Origin of the sequence: Streptomyces gardneri (genome assembly GCF_006539185.1) — a bacterium.
Classification (GTDB): Bacteria; Actinomycetota; Actinomycetes; order Streptomycetales; family Streptomycetaceae; genus Streptomyces; species Streptomyces gardneri.
This window is the reverse complement of sequence record NZ_BJMN01000033.1, coordinates 38909-56276: the sequence shown is the minus strand read 5'-3', so window position 1 is coordinate 56276 and position 17368 is coordinate 38909. Positions and strand designations below refer to the sequence as shown.

The following is a 17368-nucleotide window of genomic DNA, read 5'->3' as shown; positions in this document are numbered from 1 at the left end:
CCTCGCGGGTGGCGGGTCACCGGTCAGGTGGTCCCCATCGTTCCGTACGGACGATGGAGCCGCCCGATTCTGCGCCCCGCGGTTGACCGCGGCGGTGCTCCGGTTTTCCTTGGAGCCCCGCCTGTGTCCCGTCCGGGGCGTTTTTCATGTGCCGGCTCGGTTGGTCTCAATGAACAGACGTTGCGCGTCCGTCCGCCAGGCGGTCGCGTGGTGCTACCGAGGAGGATCCATCAGCGCCGAGCCCCGCATCAACGACAGGATTCGCGTTCCCGAGGTGCGACTTGTCGGACCCAGCGGCGAGCAGGTCGGGATTGTTCCGCTTGCCAAGGCCCTGGAGCTCGCACAGGAGTACGACCTCGACCTGGTCGAGGTCGCGGCGAACGCCCGTCCGCCCGTGTGCAAGCTCATGGACTACGGGAAGTTCAAGTACGAGTCGGCCATGAAGGCCCGTGAGGCGCGCAAGAACCAGGCGCACACGGTCATCAAGGAGATGAAGCTCCGGCCGAAGATCGACCCGCACGACTACGACACCAAGAAGGGTCACGTCGTCCGGTTCCTCAAGCAGGGCGACAAGGTCAAGATCACGATCATGTTCCGTGGTCGTGAGCAGTCCCGCCCCGAGCTTGGTTTCCGGCTGCTTCAGCGGCTGGCGTCGGACGTCGAGGAGCTTGGCTTCATCGAGTCCAACCCGAAGCAGGACGGCCGGAACATGATCATGGTTCTCGGCCCGCACAAGAAGAAGACCGAGGCCATGGCCGAGGCGCGTGAGGCCCAGGCCGCACGCAAGGCCGAGCGCCAGGGTGTCGCCTCCGACGAGGCGGCCGACGAGGTCGAGACGTCCGAGGCTCCGGTCGAGGAGGCTCCGGCCACCGACGCTCCGGTCGCCGAGGCTCCGGCCGACGCTCCGGTCGAGAACCCCGAGGCGTGACCCGACGGGCTGCCATCCAGGCAGCCCCGGGACCCGCCCGGAACCACCAAAACTAAGAATTGACGCTCCCGGCAGTCCGGTGTCCGCACCGGGGGAGCGCCACTGACGAGGAGATACGGCGCGATGCCGAAGAACAAGACGCACTCCGGTGCCAAGAAGCGCTTCAAGGTCACCGGCACCGGCAAGATCATGCGCGAGCGCGCCGGCAAGCGCCACCTGCTCGAGCACAAGTCGTCCAAGCTGACGCGTCGCCTCACCGGCAACGCCGAGATGGCCCCGGGTGACGCCGCCAAGATCAAGAAGATGCTGGGCATCTGATCTTGATCTCCCGCCCTCGGCGACGAGGGCATCCGGCTCAGACCGGGATCCATTCGTTTTTCGGGTCGTGTGAGGACCACCGCGACCCCGCTACAAGGAGTTAACAAGTGGCACGCGTCAAGCGGGCAGTCAACGCCCACAAGAAGCGCCGGGCAATCCTCGAGGCGGCCTCCGGCTACCGCGGTCAGCGTTCGCGCCTGTACCGCAAGGCCAAGGAGCAGGTCACCCACTCGCTGGTCTACAACTACAACGACCGCAAGAAGCGCAAGGGCGACTTCCGCCGTCTGTGGATCCAGCGCATCAACGCCGCTGCCCGTCAGAACGGCATGACGTACAACCGCCTCATCCAGGGTCTGAACGCCGCCAACATCGAGGTGGACCGCAAGATCCTCGCCGAGCTGGCCGTCAACGACATCAACGCGTTCGCCGCGCTGGTCGAGGTCGCGCAGAAGGCTCTGCCGGCCGACGTCAACGCCCCGAAGGCCGCCGCCTGATCTTCCAGGCCGCAGTACCTCTGCCCGGACCCGCAGGCGCGTGCGCCTGCGGGTCCGGGTGCGTCGGCCCCCGAAGTCGCCGTCCCCCTCGATAGAGAGAACCGCCGCACCTCATGGTCACCCCCGAGCTGATCTCCCCGCGTTCCCCGCGCGTCGTCGCCGCCCGGCGGCTCGCCAAGCGCAACTTCCGGGGCAAGGACCGCCTCTTCATCGCCGAGGGCCCGCAGGCCGTCCGGGAGGCCGTCGGACACCGAGGGGCCGGCGGCGAACCCACTCTCGTCGAGCTCTTCACCACCGTCGAGGCCGCCGAGCGGTACGCCCCGATCATCGAGGCCGCCCTCGCCTCCGGAGCCCGCGTCCACCACGCCTCCGACGCCGTCCTCGCCGAGGTCTCCCAGACCGTCACCCCGCAGGGCATCGTCGGCGTCTGCCGCTTCCTGGACTCGCCCTTCGAGGAGATCATCGCGGCCCGGCCCAAGCTGGTCGCCGTCCTCGCGCACGTCCGCGACCCCGGGAACGCCGGCACCGTGCTGCGCTGCGCCGACGCCGCCGGCGCCGACGCCGTCGTCCTCACCGACGCCTCCGTCGACCTCTACAACCCCAAGTCCGTCCGCGCCTCCGTCGGCTCCCTCTTCCACCTGCCGGTCGCCGTCGGCGTCCCCGTGGAGCAGGCCGTCGCCGGGCTCAAGAGCGCGGGCGTACGGATCCTCGCCGCCGACGGAGCGGGCCAGGACGACCTCGACGACGAGCTGGACGCCGGCACCATGGGCGGGCCCACCGCCTGGATCTTCGGCAACGAGGCCTGGGGCCTGCCCGAGGAGACCAGGGCCCTCGCCGACGCCGTCGTCCGCGTCCCCATCCACGGCAAGGCCGAGAGCCTCAACCTCGCCACGGCGGCCGCCGTCTGCCTGTACGCCTCCGCCCGCGCCCAGCGCCCCCGAACCTCCGCCTGAGGGGTCCATTCCGGCGTCCGTGCCCAGTAGAGTGACGCACTCGGGGGCCCACTGCGCTACACGGAGGGGTGGGATACGGGGATGACGGTCGGCACGGACAGTCCCGCACAGGCACGGAGCGACGCGCCGCACGCGCCGGAGCCGCCCGGAGCCGCCCGGACACCCGCGGACGACACAGCTGCCGCCGACACCGCCGGGGACATCACCTTCGCCGGAGTCCACCCCGACGACCTGCCCGACGGTCTCGTCATCGCCGACGAGACCGGCAGGGTCGTCTGCTTCAACGCCGCGGCCGGCCGCATCACCGCCGTACCCGCCGACCGGGCCCTCGGCCTCCCCCTGGACCAGGCCCTCCCCCTGGAGGACCTCAAGGGCCGCCGCTGGTGGACACTGACCGACCCGTACGGCGGACTCGCCACCCGCCGCGGCCAGCCCGAGCGCAATCTGCTCCTCCCCGGCGGCCGCGAGATCCTCGTCTCCGCCCGGTACGTCCGCGAGCACCCCACAGGCCCGGTCCGCCGCGTCGTGGTCTCCCTGCGGGGCACCGACGCCCGCCGCCGCACCGAGCGCAGCCACGCCGAGCTCATCGCCACCGTCGCCCACGAGCTGCGCTCCCCGCTCACCTCCGTCAAGGGCTTCACCGCGACCCTCCTCGACAAGTGGGAGCGGTTCACCGACGAGCAGAAGCGGCTCATGCTGGAGACCGTCGACGCCGACGCGGGCCGCATCAAGCGCCTCATCGCCGAACTCCTCGACATCTCCCGGATCGACTCCGGCCGCCTGGAGGTGCGCCGTCAGCCCGTCGACCTCGCCGCCGCCATCGGCCGCCACATCCAGGTCCACACCACCGGCGGCCAGTCCCCGGACCGTTTCTTCGTACGGATCAGTCCGAAACTGCCCGCGCTGTGGGCCGACCCCGACAAGATCGACCAGATCCTCGGCAACCTCCTGGAAAACGCGGTGCGCCACGGCGAGGGAACCGTCACCATCGAGGTGGCACCCGGTACGGCGGGCGACGACGGAGAAGAGGGGACGGAGGTCACTGTGAGCGACGAGGGCCCCGGCATCCCCGAAGCGTCGATGAGCCGTGTCTTCACCCGCTTCTGGCGGGGCAGCAAACGCGGCGGCACCGGCCTCGGCCTCTACATCGTCAAGGGCATCGTCGAGGCCCACGGCGGCACCATCACCGTCGGACGGGGCCCCCGCGGCGGGGCCGAGTTCCGATTTACCCTGCCCGTAGGCACCCCGGCCCATCTCATCTGACGAGATCTGACGCGATTCAGACGCGTTCCAGACCAGATCCGAGGCCGCCCGGCCTGCCCACGGGCTCATCACCGTCCGAGCGCCCCGTTAGACTCGACCTTTGGCACGTTTGCGCCCTTGTCGTCGAGCGGGGCCGCGCCCAGCCAGCCAAACGGAAGCACGGGAAGAGATGTCGGCACCGAATAAGTCGTACGACCCGGTCGAGGTCGAGGCCTTGAAACCGGAAGAGATCGAGCGCATGCGGGACGAGGCGCTCGCCGCCTTCGCGGCCGCCGGCGACCTCGACGCGCTCGCGCACGCGAAGACCGCGCACACCGGTGGCACCTCGCCGCTGGCGCTCGCCAACCGCGAGATCGGCGCCCTGCCCCCGCAGGCCAAGGCAGCCGCCGGAAAGATCGTGGGCCAGGCCCGCGGCGCGGTCTCCAAGGCGCTCGCCGCCCGACAGACCGAGCTGGAGGCCGAGCGGGACGCCCGCGTCCTCGTCGAGGAGGCCGTCGACGTCACCCTGCCGTACGACCGTGTCCCGGCCGGCGCCCGGCACCCGTTGACCACGCTCATGGAGCGCGTCGCGGATGTCTTCGTCTCCATGGGGTACGAGGTCGCCGAGGGCCCCGAGGTCGAGGCGGAGTGGTTCAACTTCGACGCCCTGAACTTCGTGCCGGACCACCCGGCGCGGCAGATGCAGGACACCTTCTTCGTCCAGGGAACCTCCCCCGACGGGAAGGCCACCACGGGCGACGAGTCCGGCGTCGTGCTGCGGACCCACACCTCGCCGGTCCAGGCCCGCACCCTCATCGACCGGGAGCCCCCGGTCTACGTGGTGTGCCCCGGCCGCGTCTACCGCACCGACGAGCTCGACGCCACGCACACCCCGGTCTTCCACCAGATCGAGCTGCTCGCCGTCGACGAGGGCCTCACCATGGCCGACCTCAAGGGCACCCTGGACCACATGGTCCAGGCGCTCTTCGGCCCGGACATGAAGACCCGGCTCCGCCCGAACTTCTTCCCCTTCACCGAGCCGTCCGCCGAGATGGACATGCTCTGCTACGTCTGTCGCGGCGAGTCCGTCGGCAACCCGGACCGTCCCTGCCGCACCTGCGGCAGCGAGGGCTGGATCGAGCTCGGCGGCTGCGGCATGGTCAACCCGAAGGTGCTCGTCGCCTGCGGTGTGGACCCCGAGAAGTACAGCGGATTCGCCTTCGGGTTCGGCATCGAGCGGATGCTGATGTTCCGCCACAACGTCGACGACATGCGAGACATGGTCGAGGGTGACGTCCGGTTCACCCGACCGTTCGGGATGGAGATCTGATGCGGGTCCCGCTTTCTTGGCTGCGGGAGTACGTCGACCTGCCGGCGACGGAGACCGGCCGCGACGTCCAGGCCAAACTCATTTCGGCAGGCCTCGAGGTCGAGACCGTCGAGCAGCTCGGCACCGGTCTGACCGGTCCCCTGGTGGTCGGCAAGGTCCTCACCATCGAGGAGCTGACGGAGTTCAAGAAGCCCATCCGCTTCTGCACCGTCGACGTCGGCCAGGCCAACGGCACCGGCGAGCCCCAGGAGATCATCTGCGGGGCCCGGAACTTCGCCGTGGGCGACAAGGTCGTCGTGGCCCTGCCCGGCGCCGTCCTCCCCGGTGACTTCCGGATCGCCGAGCGCAAGACGTACGGCCGGGTGTCCCGCGGCATGATCTGCTCCGGCGACGAGCTGGGCATGGGCGACGACGGCACGCACGGCATCATCGTGCTCCCGCCGGAGTACGAGATCGGCATCGACGCCACGGTCCTCCTGGAGCTGTACGACGAGGTCCTCGACATCGCCGTCACCCCGGACCGCGGCTACTGCCTCTCGATGCGCGGTGTCGCCCGCGAGACCGCCACCGCGTACGGCCTGCCGCTGCGCGACCCGGCGCTCCTCGACGTGCCCGCGCCGAACGCGTACGGCTACCCGGTCCAGGTCTCCGACCCGATCGGCTGCGACCGCTTCACCGCGCGCACCGTCGTCGGCCTGGCGCCCGAGGCGCGCTCCCCGATCTGGCTGCAGCGCCGTCTGCAGAAGGCCGGCATGCGCCCGATCTCGCTGGCCGTGGACATCACCAACTACGTGATGCTGGAGCTCGGCCAGCCGCTGCACGCCTACGACCGGAGCCGGATCGACGGCCCCATCGGGGTGCGCCGCGCCGAGGCCGGCGAGAAGATCACCACGCTCGACGGCACCGTGCGCGTCCTGGACGCGGCGGACCTCGTCATCACCGACAACCGCGGAGCCATCGGCATCGCCGGCGTCATGGGCGGGGCCAACACGGAGATCGCCGACCCGGTGACCGACCCGGAGACCGGTTTCGTCACCGGCACCTCCGAGGTTGTCATCGAGGCCGCGCACTTCGACGCGATCTCGATCGCGCGCACGGCCCGCCGGCACAAGCTGTCCTCCGAGGCGTCCAAGCGCTTCGAGCGCGGTGTCGACCCGCAGGCCGCCGCCGCTGCCGCGCAGCGCACCGTCGACCTCCTCGTGCTGCTCGCGGGCGGCACGGCCGAGGCCGGCGTCACCGAGATCAGCGCCCCGTCCGCGCCGCGCACGATCGCCATGCCGGCGAACCACCCGGACAAGGTCGCGGGCGTCGACTACGGCCGCGAGACCGTCGTCCGCCGCCTCCAGGAGGTCGGCTGCGACGTCTACGGCCAGGACGAGCTCGTCGTCACCGTGCCCTCGTGGCGCCCCGACCTCAACGTGCCGAACGACCTCGCCGAAGAGGTCATCCGGCTGGAGGGCTACGAGAACCTGCCCTCCACGCTGCCGAAGCCCCCGGCCGGCCGCGGGCTCACCGAGCGTCAGCGCACCTACCGCCGTGTGGGCCGCGCCCTGGCCGGCGCCGGTTACGTCGAGGCGCTGAACTACCCGTTCATCGGGACGCAGGCCCTCGACAACCTCGGTCTCGACGCCGACGACGCCCGTCGCCGGCTCGTGACCCTGGTCAACCCGCTCTCGGACGAGGAGCCCGCGCTCCGTACGACGCTGCTCCCGGGCCTGCTCGGTGCGCTCCGCCGCAACGACAGCCGAGGCAGCCACGACCTGGCGCTCTTCGAGACCGGTCTCGTCTTCCGGCCCGAGGGACAGCCCGGCATCGCCGTCCGGCTGCCCGTCGACCGCCGTCCCACCGACGAGGAGGTCGCCGAGGTCAACGCCGCGCTGCCGTCGCAGCCGCGCCGCGCCGCCGTCGTCCTCGCCGGTGCGCGCGAGCAGGCCGGCTGGTGGGGCAAGGGCCGTCCGTCCGACTGGGCGGACGCGGTCGAGGCCGGCCGGACCGTGGCCGCCGAGGCCGGGGTCGAGCTGATCATCAGCGCCGACCAGCACGCCCCGTGGCACCCGGGCCGCTGCGCCGCGTTCCACGTCGAGGTGGACGGCGAGGAGGTCCTCGTCGGCCACGCAGGCGAGCTCCACCCGCGCGTGGTGAAGGCCTTCGGCCTTCCCGCCCGCAGCTGCGCCATGGAGATCGACCTGGACCTCCTGGAGAAGGCGAACGAGGGCCCGCTGAAGGCTCCCCGTATCTCCTCCTTCCCGGTCGCCACCCAGGACGTCGCCCTGGTCGTCGCCGCCGAGGTCCCGTCCGCCGAGGTCGAGACCGCGCTCCGCGAGGGCGCGGGCGAACTCCTCGAGTCCGTCCGCCTGTTCGACGTCTACACGGGCGACCAGCTGGACGAGGGCACCAAGTCCCTGGCGTACGCACTGAAGTTCCGCGCCACGGACCGCACCCTCACGGTCGACGAGGCCACCGCGGCCCGCGACGCGGCCGTGGCCCTGGCCACCGAGCGCACGGGCGCCGTACTGCGCGGCGCCTGAGCGCCGTAGCGGAGCACGGAAGAGGAGGGCCGCCCCGGACATCCCGGGGCGGCCCTCCGCCGTACCGGGAGTCGGACGCCATTCAGGCGGACCTCGGGCACCCGCGCGTCGTGCCACCCGGCGACGCGAGGCCATCATGAGATCTTCTGCCGGTGGGCAATGATCCTCCGGACCACCAAGCGGAGAACCAGGACGCAGCCGAAGCACTGCCGGAACTCGGTGTCCTCTTCGTCCACGGAATCGGCTCCCAGAAACGTGGCGACACGCTGCTGCAGTGCGGCGAGCCGCTGCGCCTCTGGCTGAAGGAGTGGCTCGCCGGCTCCCGGCCGTCGGGAAGCGTCGAGGACTTCGCCATCACGCTGTCGGACACACGCCTGCGGCGCTGCGAAGAAGGCGAACGCGCCAGCACACTGCTGTCGCTGGAGGGGCGGGCCGGTGGCTCGCGCACCTCAAGGGCGTGGCTCCTGGCGGAGTCATGGTGGGCCGAGGACTTCCCCACGCCGTCGTTCCGCACGCTCGCGAGATGGTCGCTCCTGGCCGGGCCGTGGCTCGTACAGCGACATTTCCTCCTGAGGTTCGTCGGCTCTCCGCCGAAGACCCTTGCTCAGGAACGGAAGGAGGCGCGCGCCTTCGTCGCGATGTACGTCCCGATGGACGACACGATGCAGTATGCCTTCAAGATCGTCATGCCATTCCTGGCATACGTCTTGCTCGTAGCGCGCCGCGTCCTCGCCTACATGCTCGCCTTCGTCGTGGGATTGGTCGCCCAGGTGGCCATCGCCCTGCTCGTGGTGCTCAGCGTCGTCCCCGCCCTGCGCGGGATCGTCCAGCGGATCCAGATCGTGCTCTCCGAGTCGATCGGGGACAGTTTCGCGCTGACCGACCAGCCGCTCGTCTTCGACGCGATGGCCAGTCGCGTCCAGACGGACATCGAGTGGCTCGCGGGGAGATGCGAGCGCGTGGCCGTGGTCGCGCATTCGCAGGGCGCTGCCATCGCCCATGCGGCGCTGCGCAGGTCCCGGCCTGAGAACGTGTCCTTGTTCGTCACCTACGGTGCGGGAATCGCCAAGCTCGGTGCCGTGCGGGGCCTCGACCTGGGGCGAGCGGGCCTCAGCTTCGGGACGCGTCTTCTCGCGGTCCTTTCGCTGGCTGCCTCCATCGCCCTCGTTCTCAACGCCCACCCCGTGCTCGCCATCGCTCCCTTCCTGGTGGCCGTCGGCCTCGGCTGGCTCTCCGTGAAGCTCAACCCGCCGGATCCGGAACGCCCAGGGACGCACCTGGGCCTGCCCGAACTCGGTGCGTCCCTGCGCTGGATCGACCTCTTCGCCTCTGCGGATCCCGTGTCCGAGGGGTCGCTCGCACGTCCTCCCCGCTCAGGCCTGATCTCCCAGCCCGTCCGCAACCGCGGGTCCAGCTTCTCCGACCACACGACGTACTGGCAGAACACCGAGGAGTTCGTGGCGAGAGTCAGCGCCGAGCTGGCGCGGGAGGCCGGCTGGACGGAGTACGCACGGCTCACCGAGGCCGACCGGAGGATCGCGGCCGCTTCCGAGCAGGCGCGGCGGAGCAGAACGGAATGGCTCACCGTGGCACGGTGGGTCCTGGGCGTCGTGCTGATCGGCGTGCCGTTCGCCCTGGGCGTGGACGCGCTGGCGCGTCTTGCCGGGACCACCGGCGACATCGCGGCACGAGTGCCGGGGCTCTTCTCCGACTCGGCCCAGCGCGCCGTGCAGGATTTCGCGAGGGGCGATCTCGCGGGTCGGGTGCTCGGCGCCGTCGTCGCCGCCGCGGTCGTGACCGCGGTCTCGGCACTCGTCATGTTCCCGACCTGGCGGGCATGGGACAACCGGGCTCGCCGTGCCCTGGTGAGCCGTCGACCTGCCGAATCCGGCACTCCTCTGAGTGTGAGACTGGCCGCGTGCGTACCACTGCTCGCCTGGATCCCCGTCTTCTTCCTGGGCGGCCCGGCCATGATCGTCCTCGGGCTCTTGGCGTTCGTGTGCATCGTGTCCTTCGTGCCGCCGGAGGGCGATGCGGCTCGTGAGGGCGATGCCGTGCTCGTCGTCCACCACCGGGACACGCTCGAGCTGCGGGAGCCTGCCTTCCGTCTGCCGGTGCGCTTCGAGCAGTCGAACCAGCTCGGGCTGGACGTCAGCGGCGAGACCGTATGGGTGGGCAGCGGCCCGACGGGCGAGCTTGTCCGCGTCGACCTCGCCACCTGGCAGCCGCGCCTGCTCGACGTCGGCGAGCGGATCCATGCCGTCCGCGCCGGGCCGGACACCGTATGGGTGACGACCGACGACTCCCTCGTACGGATCGACCCCCGTGCCGTCGCCGACGGCCGCCCCGGCGCCGTCGTCGGTCGGTACCTGCTTGAGCCGGGGCTCGGCGACGTCGTCGAGGGTGAGGCAGGAGTCGTATGGGTCGCGGCCGAGAGGTCGTCGACCGTGCTGCGGGTGAATCGTGAGACCGGACGGGTCGAAGCCGTCGTATCGGTGCCCGAGCAGCCGATCGGCATGATCGCCCTCGACGGCGATGTGTGGGTGCTCAGTCCGAAGAGCCAGACTCTTTCCCGGATCGATCCCCTGAGCAACACGGTCGCCCAGGCGCTCGACCTGAACGCCGTGCCCTTCGGCCGGCCGGTCGTCACGTCGGAGGCCATCTGGATCTACGACATGCGAGGCGCGCTCGTGCGCGTGGACCGGGGCACACGTGCTGTCACCAGGGTGCTCCGCACGAACCGACCGAGCGTCGGCGGCCTCGCCGCGCATGCGGACGACATCTGGTTCGTGGACGGCTGGAAGCGGCGTGCGGTCGAGGTGGCCGGTGGCGAGAGGGGACGCGAGCTGGACCTCAAGGGCCGGGGGCAGGAGATCGCGCTGACCGACAGCTGGATCTGCACGGTGATCTGTGGAGGAGCGAGATGACCGGTGAGGAGTCGCCTTCTCCGGAGGTCGAGGCGCGCTACGCGCGACTGTTGGAGAACGAGCAGGCACTGACGGCCACTCTGCAGCTCGTCCTGGAGGCGACCTACCTCACCGTCGGGCACGGTGAGGTCGTCGAGTACGAGCACGTCGCCGAGCGTGAGCGGTACGCCGAGACGGCGGTCTTCTGGTACTGGTGGACCGCGAACCTGATCCTCAATGCCACCGCGTACGAGTGCAAGTCGGACTACGCGAACCTGCTCGCCAACGACCTGGCACTGAGCGTTCCTGGCGTGGCGGAGATCATCACTCAGCGCTGGGACGAGTACGAGTACGACGACACGGAGACGGACAGGATCGCGAAGGCGGAGCTGGCCTTCCGGCGCGCGCTCGCGCACATCGATCCCCGGGTGCCGGTACCGGAGCCGCTCCGTGGGGACTTCGTCGCCGAAGCCGTCAAGGAAGTCACGCAAGCCTTCCGGGAGCGCACGACCTGGACGTGAGCGCGCCCGCGGCGGGGAGGCGAGGCAAGGATGCCTTGGGTCGGTCGCCCGCTCGTCGTTCGGCCGCGCGTGCGCGTGGCGGAGGGCTGGCGAAGGGCGGCGCGCCGGGGGTGCTCACTCCTTCGGGTGAGATCGCCGGGGGGTGTTCCCCGGTGGCCCGTGCGGTCGGCAGAATCGACGCGGCCGCAGGGGCGGACCTGTGGGCCGCAGGGCCTTCGGGCGCTGTCGGTGGCTCGGGAAGGGCCGTGCATGATCCGTTCCAGGTCGTTGGTCTCCGCTGGCTCCCGGCTCCGCCGGCTGGCCCCGCTCGCTCTTCCCACCGCCTGGGGCGCGGTGGCCGTGGTGTGGAAGTTCGGCTGTCCGCTGGCTCGGCAGCCGGGGCTGCCCATGCGGATCGCCACCAGCGTCGTCTTCCTCACCGTCGGCACCGGGCTCGTCCTCGGTGTCCGGCGGGGACTCGCCCGCGAGTTGGCCCGGGTGCGTGCCGTCGCCGATGCCACGCAGCAGGTGCTGTTGCGTCCGCCGCCCGCCCGGCTCGACGGACTGTCGCTCGGTGCCGGGCAGTTGTCGGCCTCCCGGGGCGCGTCCGTCGGCGGGGACCTGTACGAGGCGGTGGCCACTCCGTACGGCGTGCGGATCGTCGTCGGGGACGTGCGGGGGCACGGGCTCGCCGCGCTGGGGGCCGTGGTGGCCGTGCTGGGGAGTTTCCGCGAGGCCGCCCATGACGAGCCCGAACTCGGGGGTGTGCTGCGGAGGTTGGAGCGGGCCCTCGAACGGCACCTGCGGGAGCGGGCGCGCGACGAGCACCCGGCGCGGAGCGGGGTGGAGCCGGAGCATCCGGTGGCCGAGGAGTTCGTGACCCTGCTGCTCCTGGAGGTCGCTGCCGACGGGCGGCTCTCCGTGCTCAACTGCGGTCACCCCGGCCCGTACCGCATCGGGCGGCGGGTGGAGCGGCTGCCGCTCGGCGAGCCGCTTCCGCCGCTCGGGGTCCTTCCGCTGCCCGCGGTGCTCGCGCCGTACGCCGGTTCCCGGCTGCTTCCCGGCGAGACGATGGTGCTGTACACCGACGGGGCGGAGGAGGCCCGTGATCACCGTGGCCGGTTCTTCGCCCTCGACGATGCTCTCGTACGGCTGGCCGGTGAGGCGCCAGCGGCGCTGGTCCGCCGGCTCCACGCGGCCCTCCTCGACCACACGGGCGGCCGGCTGGCGGACGACATCGCGCTCCTCGTCGTACGCAACGACCGTGTCCGGGTGCCGGCGCAGCCCGCCGAACCCGGGCTGCGCCGCCCCCGGCCCGCCCCCTCCTCCCACTGTTGAGCGGAGGGGCCGGAGCCGGCGTCGCCCGCCCCGCCACGGAGTGTCGGGCAGATCAGCGGGACGGACGACGCGGGACCGGGCGGCCGCACTGTTTGAGGGGGGAGCCGGCGGCCCGGTCGTCGCCTTGCGGCGAGAAGCACAGTCAAGCGGTGCGGGGCCGGGCCGGGCAGAGTACGCGGACCGGAAGAACGGGTACTTCGTTCACACCCCGTGCGAAATCCACCCGTTCGGTTTCGGCCACGGGCCGACTCCGAGACCCCTAGGCTGAGTCCACCGAGCGACCGGAGGGGGCATGCAGCCCAACACCCTGCTTGACGCCCTGCTCGACGAAGCGGGCGTCTCCCACGCCGGGCTCGCCGCCCGCGTGAACCGGGCCGGCCGGGCCAGGGGGATCCCCCTGCGCTACGAACACACCGCCGTGGCCCGGTGGTTGAAGGGCCAGCGGCCGCGCGGTCAGGTGCCCGACCTGATCTGCGAGGTGCTCGCCGCCCGGCTGCACCGTCAGGTGACGCTGGACGACATCGGCCTCGGAGTGCCGGGCGGAGCACCGCCCGCCTTCGGTACGCCGCTCTCCGGCTTCGTCGAGCGCGCGGCCGCCCTGTGGCGCTCCGACGAGCAGCAGCGGCCGCACATAGTCGGCGCGCAGGCGGTGACGGGCACACCCGCGGTGATGCCGGTGTGGGAGTGGGAGAACCCGCCGGAGGACGTGGACGTCTCCCGCGACGGCCGGGGGACCACGGTCTCCGCGGCCGACATCGCCGTACTGAGCGCCGCCCGGTCCCACTACGAGCAGATGTACCGCAAGGCGGGAGGCATCGCGACCCGCTCGCGGATCGTCGGCTTCCTGACCACCGAGACCGCGCCGCTGCTCAGGGGCGCGTACAGCGACGCGCTCGGCCGACGGCTGCACCGGGCCACCGGCGGTCTGGTGGCGGTGGCCGGAATCTGTGCGTACGACGCGGACGCGCACGGTCTCGCCCAGCGCTACTTCCATCAGGCGCTGCGGCTCGCGAAGGCCAGCGGGGACCGGGGGCTCGGCGCCTATGTCATCGCGCTCCTGGTCAACCAGTCGCTGTTCATGGGGGAGTACCGGCAGGCGGTGGCCTTCGCGGAGGCGGCGCTGAGGGCCGCCGGACGGCAGATCACCCCGGCGCTCGCCGCCGATCTGACGGCGATGCAGGCGAAGGCGTACGCGCACCTCGGCGACGCGGCGGCCGCGCTGGCCTGCATCCGGCGGGCGGAGGCGGAGGCGGAGCGGATCAGTCCGGGCGCGGAACCGGCCGAGACGGGATACGTCCAGCCGGGGCTCGTCAACGTGCAGGTCGCGGAGGCCCTGCTCAGTCTGGGTGACCTCCCGGCGGCCCACGAGCACGCCTCGGCGGCGGTCCGGACGCCCTCGCACGACCGGGGCCGGGTGCACCGGCTGGCCATGCTGTGCCAGATCGAGCTGCGGCGGGGCGAGGTCGACGGGGCCGCGCGCACGGCGGTGGAGATGACCGAGCGGGCCTGGGGCATGGAGTCGCGGCGGATGCGGGACCGTCTGCGTCAGGTGCGGGAGCATCTCCTCGCGAGCGGCGGAGGCGACGCCCGGGAAGCGGCGGCTCTCATCGACGGGGCTCTGCGCGTTCCCCTGTAGGCCGTCAACTGCTGCGATATTGCCACCAAACAAGCACCGACCAGTCGGAAGGTGGCAAGAACGTGCAGTGGACGAAACTGAGCGAACGCTCTGTCTATGAGAATCGCTGGTTCCAAGTGAACCTCGCGGACGTCGAACTCCCGGACGGCCGCCACCTCGACCACTATCTGATCCGGCTTCGCCCGGTCGCCGTCGCGACCGTCGTCAACGAGGCCGACGAAGTCCTGATGCTCTGGCGCCATCGCTTCATCACCGACAGCTGGGGCTGGGAACTGGCCGCCGGCGTCGTCGAGGACGGGGAGGACGTCGAGACCGCCGCCGCCCGCGAGATGGAGGAGGAGACCGGCTGGCGGCCGGGGCCGCTGCGCCATCTCCTCACCGTCGAGCCGTCGAACGGCCTCACCGACGCCCGCCACCACCTCTACTGGGCGGAGCGGGCCACGTACACCGGTCCGCCCGAGGACGCGTTCGAGTCCTCACGGCGGGCCTGGATCCCGCTGAAACAGGTCCCCGACATGATCACCCGCGGTGAGATCCCGGCCGCCAACATGGCCGCCGGGCTGCTGATGCTCCACCATCTGCGCCTCGGCTGAGGCCGGCGGCCCGGAGACATGCCGGACGGCCCGTACCTGTGCGGGTGTACGGGCCGTCCGGTGTTCTGGGGGAGGAGCGGGTCAGGAGTACGGGTAGAAGCCCGAGCCCGTCTTCCGGCCGAGCCGGCCCGCGTCCACCATGCGCTGGAGCAGCGGAGGAGCGGCGTACAGCGGCTCCTTGAACTCGGCGTACATCGAGTCGGCGATCGAGGCGATCGTGTCCAGACCGATGAGGTCGGAGAGCTTCAGCGGGCCCATCGGGTGGGCGCAGCCGTACTCCATGCCGTTGTCGATGTCCTCGCGGCTCGCGATACCCGACTCGAACATCCGGATCGCGGAGAGCAGGTACGGCACGAGCAGGGCGTTGACGACGAAGCCGGAGCGGTCCTGCGCGCGGATCGCGTGCTTGCCGAGCGCCTTCTCGGCGAAGGCCTGCGCACGGCTGATCGTGCCCTCGGAGGTGGTGAGGGCCGGGATCAGCTCGACGAGCTTCTGCACCGGGGCCGGGTTGAAGAAGTGGATGCCGATGACGTGGTCGGGGCGGGAGGTCGCCACGGCCAGCTTGACGAGCGGAATGGAGGAGGTGTTCGAGGCCAGGATGGCGTCGGGCCGGGTCATCACCTGGTCGAGCACCTGGAAGATCTCGGTCTTGACCTGCTCGTTCTCGACGACCGCCTCGATCACGAGGTCGCGGTCGGCGAACTCGCCCAGGTCGGTGGTGAAGCTGAGGCGCGCGAGCGTCGCGTCCCGCTCCTCCTCGCTGATCTTGCCGCGTTCGGCGGCCTTCGACAGCGAGTTGTAGAGCCGCGTGCGGCCGAGCTCCAGCGCTTCGCCGGTGGTCTCGGCGACCTTCACCTCAAGGCCGCTGCGGGCACACACCTCCGCGATGCCCGCGCCCATCTGGCCGCAACCCACCACTCCGACGCGCTCAATGTCGGCCATGGAGTCCGTCACCTCGTGCCTTTCGCTCTTCTCTGGCGGCGGGCCCCGTGTGATTCCGGTGCGTCCGCCTCGACCCCCACGACGTTACCGCTCATTAACCGATGATCGATCGTCCGGGGCGGGCATGCTGTCCGGGTGGGTGTGACGTATCCGACAGAAGAGGGGTACAAGTGCGGCCTATCGGCAGAAGAGGGTTCGTGGCCGGCGCCACCGGGGCGGCGCTCGCGGTGACGGGAGCGACGGGACTGCCCGGCGAGGCGGCCACCACCACCGAGTCCGCCTCGGCCGCCGCGTCCCCGGGCCGGAAGGGATCGCACCGCAGACGCGAGTTCCGGGGCATGTGGGTGGCCACGGTCGCCAACCGCGACTGGCCCTCCCGGTCCGGCCTGACCGCCGAGGAGCAGCGCGCCGAACTCCTCGCCCACCTCGACACGGCCGTCGAGCGCCGCCTCAACGCGATGGTCCTCCAGGTCCGGCCGACCGCCGACGCCCTGTGGCCCTCGCCGTTCGAGCCCTGGGCGCAGTACCTGACCGGTACGCAGGGCCGCGATCCGGGCTGGGACCCGCTGGGCACGGCCGTCGAGGAGGCCCACGCGCGGGGGCTCGAACTGCACGCCTGGTTCAACCCGTACCGTGTGGCGAACCACACGGATCCCGCCCGGCTCGTCGCCGACCATCCGGCCCGGCTCCGTCCGGAGTGGGTGCTGCCCTACGGCGGGAAGCTCTACTACAACCCCGGCCTGCCCGAGGTCCGCCGCTTCGTCCAGGACGCGATGCTGGACGCGGTGCGCCGCTACGACGTCGACGCCGTGCACTGGGACGACTACTTCTACCCGTACCCGGTGGCCGGGCAGGTCTTCGCCGACGACGAGGCGTACGCGCGGTACGGAGCGGACTTCCCCGACAAGGCGTCCTGGCGGCGGAACAACACCGATCTGCTGGTCTCCGAGATGGCCGCCCGGATCAAGGAGGTCAAGAAGCACGTGGCCTTCGGGGTGAGCCCCTTCGGCGTGTGGCGGAACATCGCCACCGACCCGGAGGGCTCCGACACCCGAGCCGGTGTCCAGACGTACGACGACCTGTACGCGGACACACGCAAGTGGATCCGGGAGGGCTGGATCGACCACGTCGTGCCGCAGCTGTACTGGAACATCGGCCTCCCCGTCGCCGACTACGCGAAGCTGCTGCCCTGGTGGGACGCGGTCGTCCGGGGGACCGGGGTCGGCCTGTACATCGGCGAGGCGCTCTACAAGGCGGGCGATCCCGCCCAGCCGGCGGCCTGGCAGGACCCGAAGGAGCTGTCACGCCATCTGGAGCTCGCCGCCACGTACGGGTCGGTCGGCGGGCACTGCTTCTTCGCGGCGAAGGAGGTCGCCGCGGACCGGGTCGGGGCGATGGCCACCGTGGTGGCCGATCACTACCCGACCAGGGTCCGTCCGCCGAAGGAGAGGACTCAGCGGGCCTCCGCCCCCGGGTGATGGCGTACGACGGTGTCGGGGCCCGGCGACATCAGGGCCTCGTGACCGTCGTCGTCGAACTTCACGCGGTACGGGGGAGTGCCGTTCTCCCCCAATACCTGCAGAACCTCGGCCGTACGGTCGTGCTGACCGACGGTGCGGCCGTGCATCAGCAGCTTGTCTCCCACGCTCGCCTGCATCGG

At 71.2% G+C, this 17368-nt stretch carries 15 protein-coding genes; 13 read left to right on the top strand and 2 right to left on the bottom strand.

The window, feature by feature from the left end:
- Positions 1–169: 169 nt before the first annotated feature.
- The 12 genes from infC (at position 170) to SGA01_RS24855 (ending at position 14766) form a co-directional block, all read left to right on the top strand.
- On the top strand, positions 170–928 hold the full coding sequence (gene infC / locus SGA01_RS24910) for a translation initiation factor IF-3 (protein WP_141298628.1): 759 nt from the start codon (positions 170–172) through the stop codon (positions 926–928).
- 123 nt (positions 929–1051) lie between these two features.
- On the top strand, positions 1052–1246 hold the full coding sequence (rpmI, locus tag SGA01_RS24905; protein WP_024760685.1) for a 50S ribosomal protein L35: 195 nt from the start codon (positions 1052–1054) through the stop codon (positions 1244–1246).
- Positions 1247–1353: 107 nt separating this feature from the next.
- On the top strand, positions 1354–1740 hold the full coding sequence (gene rplT / locus SGA01_RS24900; RefSeq protein WP_024760684.1) for a 50S ribosomal protein L20: 387 nt from the start codon (positions 1354–1356) through the stop codon (positions 1738–1740).
- Between the two features lie 113 nt (positions 1741–1853).
- Positions 1854–2693, top strand: coding sequence for a TrmH family RNA methyltransferase (locus SGA01_RS24895; RefSeq protein WP_141298626.1), 840 nt, complete (start codon positions 1854–1856; stop codon positions 2691–2693).
- A gap of 81 nt (positions 2694–2774) precedes the next feature.
- Entirely contained in the window at positions 2775–3956 is a 1182-nt protein-coding gene (locus SGA01_RS24890) for a sensor histidine kinase (RefSeq protein WP_141298624.1), read from the top strand.
- Positions 3957–4125: 169 nt separating this feature from the next.
- Complete coding sequence (gene pheS / locus SGA01_RS24885; protein ID WP_055644487.1) at positions 4126–5265, top strand: phenylalanine--tRNA ligase subunit alpha; 1140 nt, start codon at positions 4126–4128, stop codon at positions 5263–5265.
- Complete coding sequence (gene pheT / locus SGA01_RS24880) at positions 5265–7793, top strand: phenylalanine--tRNA ligase subunit beta (protein WP_141298622.1); 2529 nt, start codon at positions 5265–5267, stop codon at positions 7791–7793. Before pheS ends, pheT begins: the two co-directional genes overlap by 1 nt.
- Before the next feature lie 152 nt (positions 7794–7945).
- Positions 7946–10720 carry a Vgb family protein gene (locus SGA01_RS24875; RefSeq protein WP_141298620.1) on the top strand — a complete coding sequence of 925 codons (2775 nt, stop codon included), beginning with the start codon at positions 7946–7948 and terminating at the stop codon, positions 10718–10720.
- Positions 10717–11220, top strand: coding sequence for a hypothetical protein (locus tag SGA01_RS24870; protein ID WP_141298618.1), 504 nt, complete (start codon positions 10717–10719; stop codon positions 11218–11220). Before SGA01_RS24875 ends, SGA01_RS24870 begins: the two co-directional genes overlap by 4 nt.
- 249 nt (positions 11221–11469) lie before the next feature.
- Positions 11470–12537: a PP2C family protein-serine/threonine phosphatase gene (locus SGA01_RS24865; protein ID WP_141298616.1), complete on the top strand. Its 1068-nt coding sequence runs from the start codon at positions 11470–11472 to the stop codon at positions 12535–12537.
- Positions 12538–12829: 292 nt separating this feature from the next.
- Positions 12830–14173: an NsdA family TPR-like regulatory protein gene (locus tag SGA01_RS24860; RefSeq protein WP_141298614.1), complete on the top strand. Its 1344-nt coding sequence runs from the start codon at positions 12830–12832 to the stop codon at positions 14171–14173.
- Between the two features lie 62 nt (positions 14174–14235).
- Entirely contained in the window at positions 14236–14766 is a 531-nt protein-coding gene (locus tag SGA01_RS24855) for an NUDIX hydrolase (RefSeq protein ID WP_167534175.1), read from the top strand.
- A gap of 81 nt (positions 14767–14847) precedes the next feature.
- Here SGA01_RS24855 and SGA01_RS24850 read toward each other — a convergent pair whose 3' ends face one another.
- On the bottom strand, positions 14848–15708 hold the full coding sequence (locus SGA01_RS24850) for a 3-hydroxybutyryl-CoA dehydrogenase (protein ID WP_141298612.1): 861 nt from the start codon (positions 15706–15708) through the stop codon (positions 14848–14850).
- Positions 15709–15878: 170 nt separating this feature from the next.
- Between SGA01_RS24850 and SGA01_RS24845 the strand changes: the two genes are divergently transcribed.
- A complete protein-coding gene (locus SGA01_RS24845) occupies positions 15879–17186 on the top strand; it encodes a glycoside hydrolase family 10-like protein (RefSeq protein ID WP_443098389.1) in 1308 nt (435 codons plus the stop codon).
- Here SGA01_RS24845 and SGA01_RS24840 read toward each other — a convergent pair.
- Positions 17162–17365, bottom strand: a complete 204-nt coding sequence (locus SGA01_RS24840; protein ID WP_141298608.1) for a DUF1918 domain-containing protein — start codon at positions 17363–17365, stop codon at positions 17162–17164. The two genes, SGA01_RS24845 and SGA01_RS24840, sit on opposite strands and share 25 nt — an antisense overlap.
- Positions 17366–17368: the final 3 nt, after the last annotated feature.

What these genes read in the sequence shown, in the direction of transcription:
- pheT (WP_141298622.1), top strand. Translation starts at nt 5,265, where the DNA reads ATGCGGGTCCCGCTTTCTTGGCTGCGGGAGTACGTCGACCTGCCGGCG.
- rpmI (WP_024760685.1), top strand. Translation starts at nt 1,052, where the DNA reads ATGCCGAAGAACAAGACGCACTCCGGTGCCAAGAAGCGCTTCAAGGTC.
- SGA01_RS24840 (WP_141298608.1), bottom strand. Translation starts at nt 17,365, where the DNA reads ATGCAGGCGAGCGTGGGAGACAAGCTGCTGATGCACGGCCGCACCGTC.
- SGA01_RS24860 (WP_141298614.1), top strand. Translation starts at nt 12,830, where the DNA reads ATGCAGCCCAACACCCTGCTTGACGCCCTGCTCGACGAAGCGGGCGTC.
- SGA01_RS24850 (WP_141298612.1), bottom strand. Translation starts at nt 15,708, where the DNA reads ATGGCCGACATTGAGCGCGTCGGAGTGGTGGGTTGCGGCCAGATGGGC.
- pheS (WP_055644487.1), top strand. Translation starts at nt 4,126, where the DNA reads ATGTCGGCACCGAATAAGTCGTACGACCCGGTCGAGGTCGAGGCCTTG.
- SGA01_RS24890 (WP_141298624.1), top strand. Translation starts at nt 2,775, where the DNA reads ATGACGGTCGGCACGGACAGTCCCGCACAGGCACGGAGCGACGCGCCG.
- infC (WP_141298628.1), top strand. Translation starts at nt 170, where the DNA reads ATGAACAGACGTTGCGCGTCCGTCCGCCAGGCGGTCGCGTGGTGCTAC.
- SGA01_RS24870 (WP_141298618.1), top strand. Translation starts at nt 10,717, where the DNA reads ATGACCGGTGAGGAGTCGCCTTCTCCGGAGGTCGAGGCGCGCTACGCG.
- SGA01_RS24895 (WP_141298626.1), top strand. Translation starts at nt 1,854, where the DNA reads ATGGTCACCCCCGAGCTGATCTCCCCGCGTTCCCCGCGCGTCGTCGCC.
- SGA01_RS24865 (WP_141298616.1), top strand. Translation starts at nt 11,470, where the DNA reads ATGATCCGTTCCAGGTCGTTGGTCTCCGCTGGCTCCCGGCTCCGCCGG.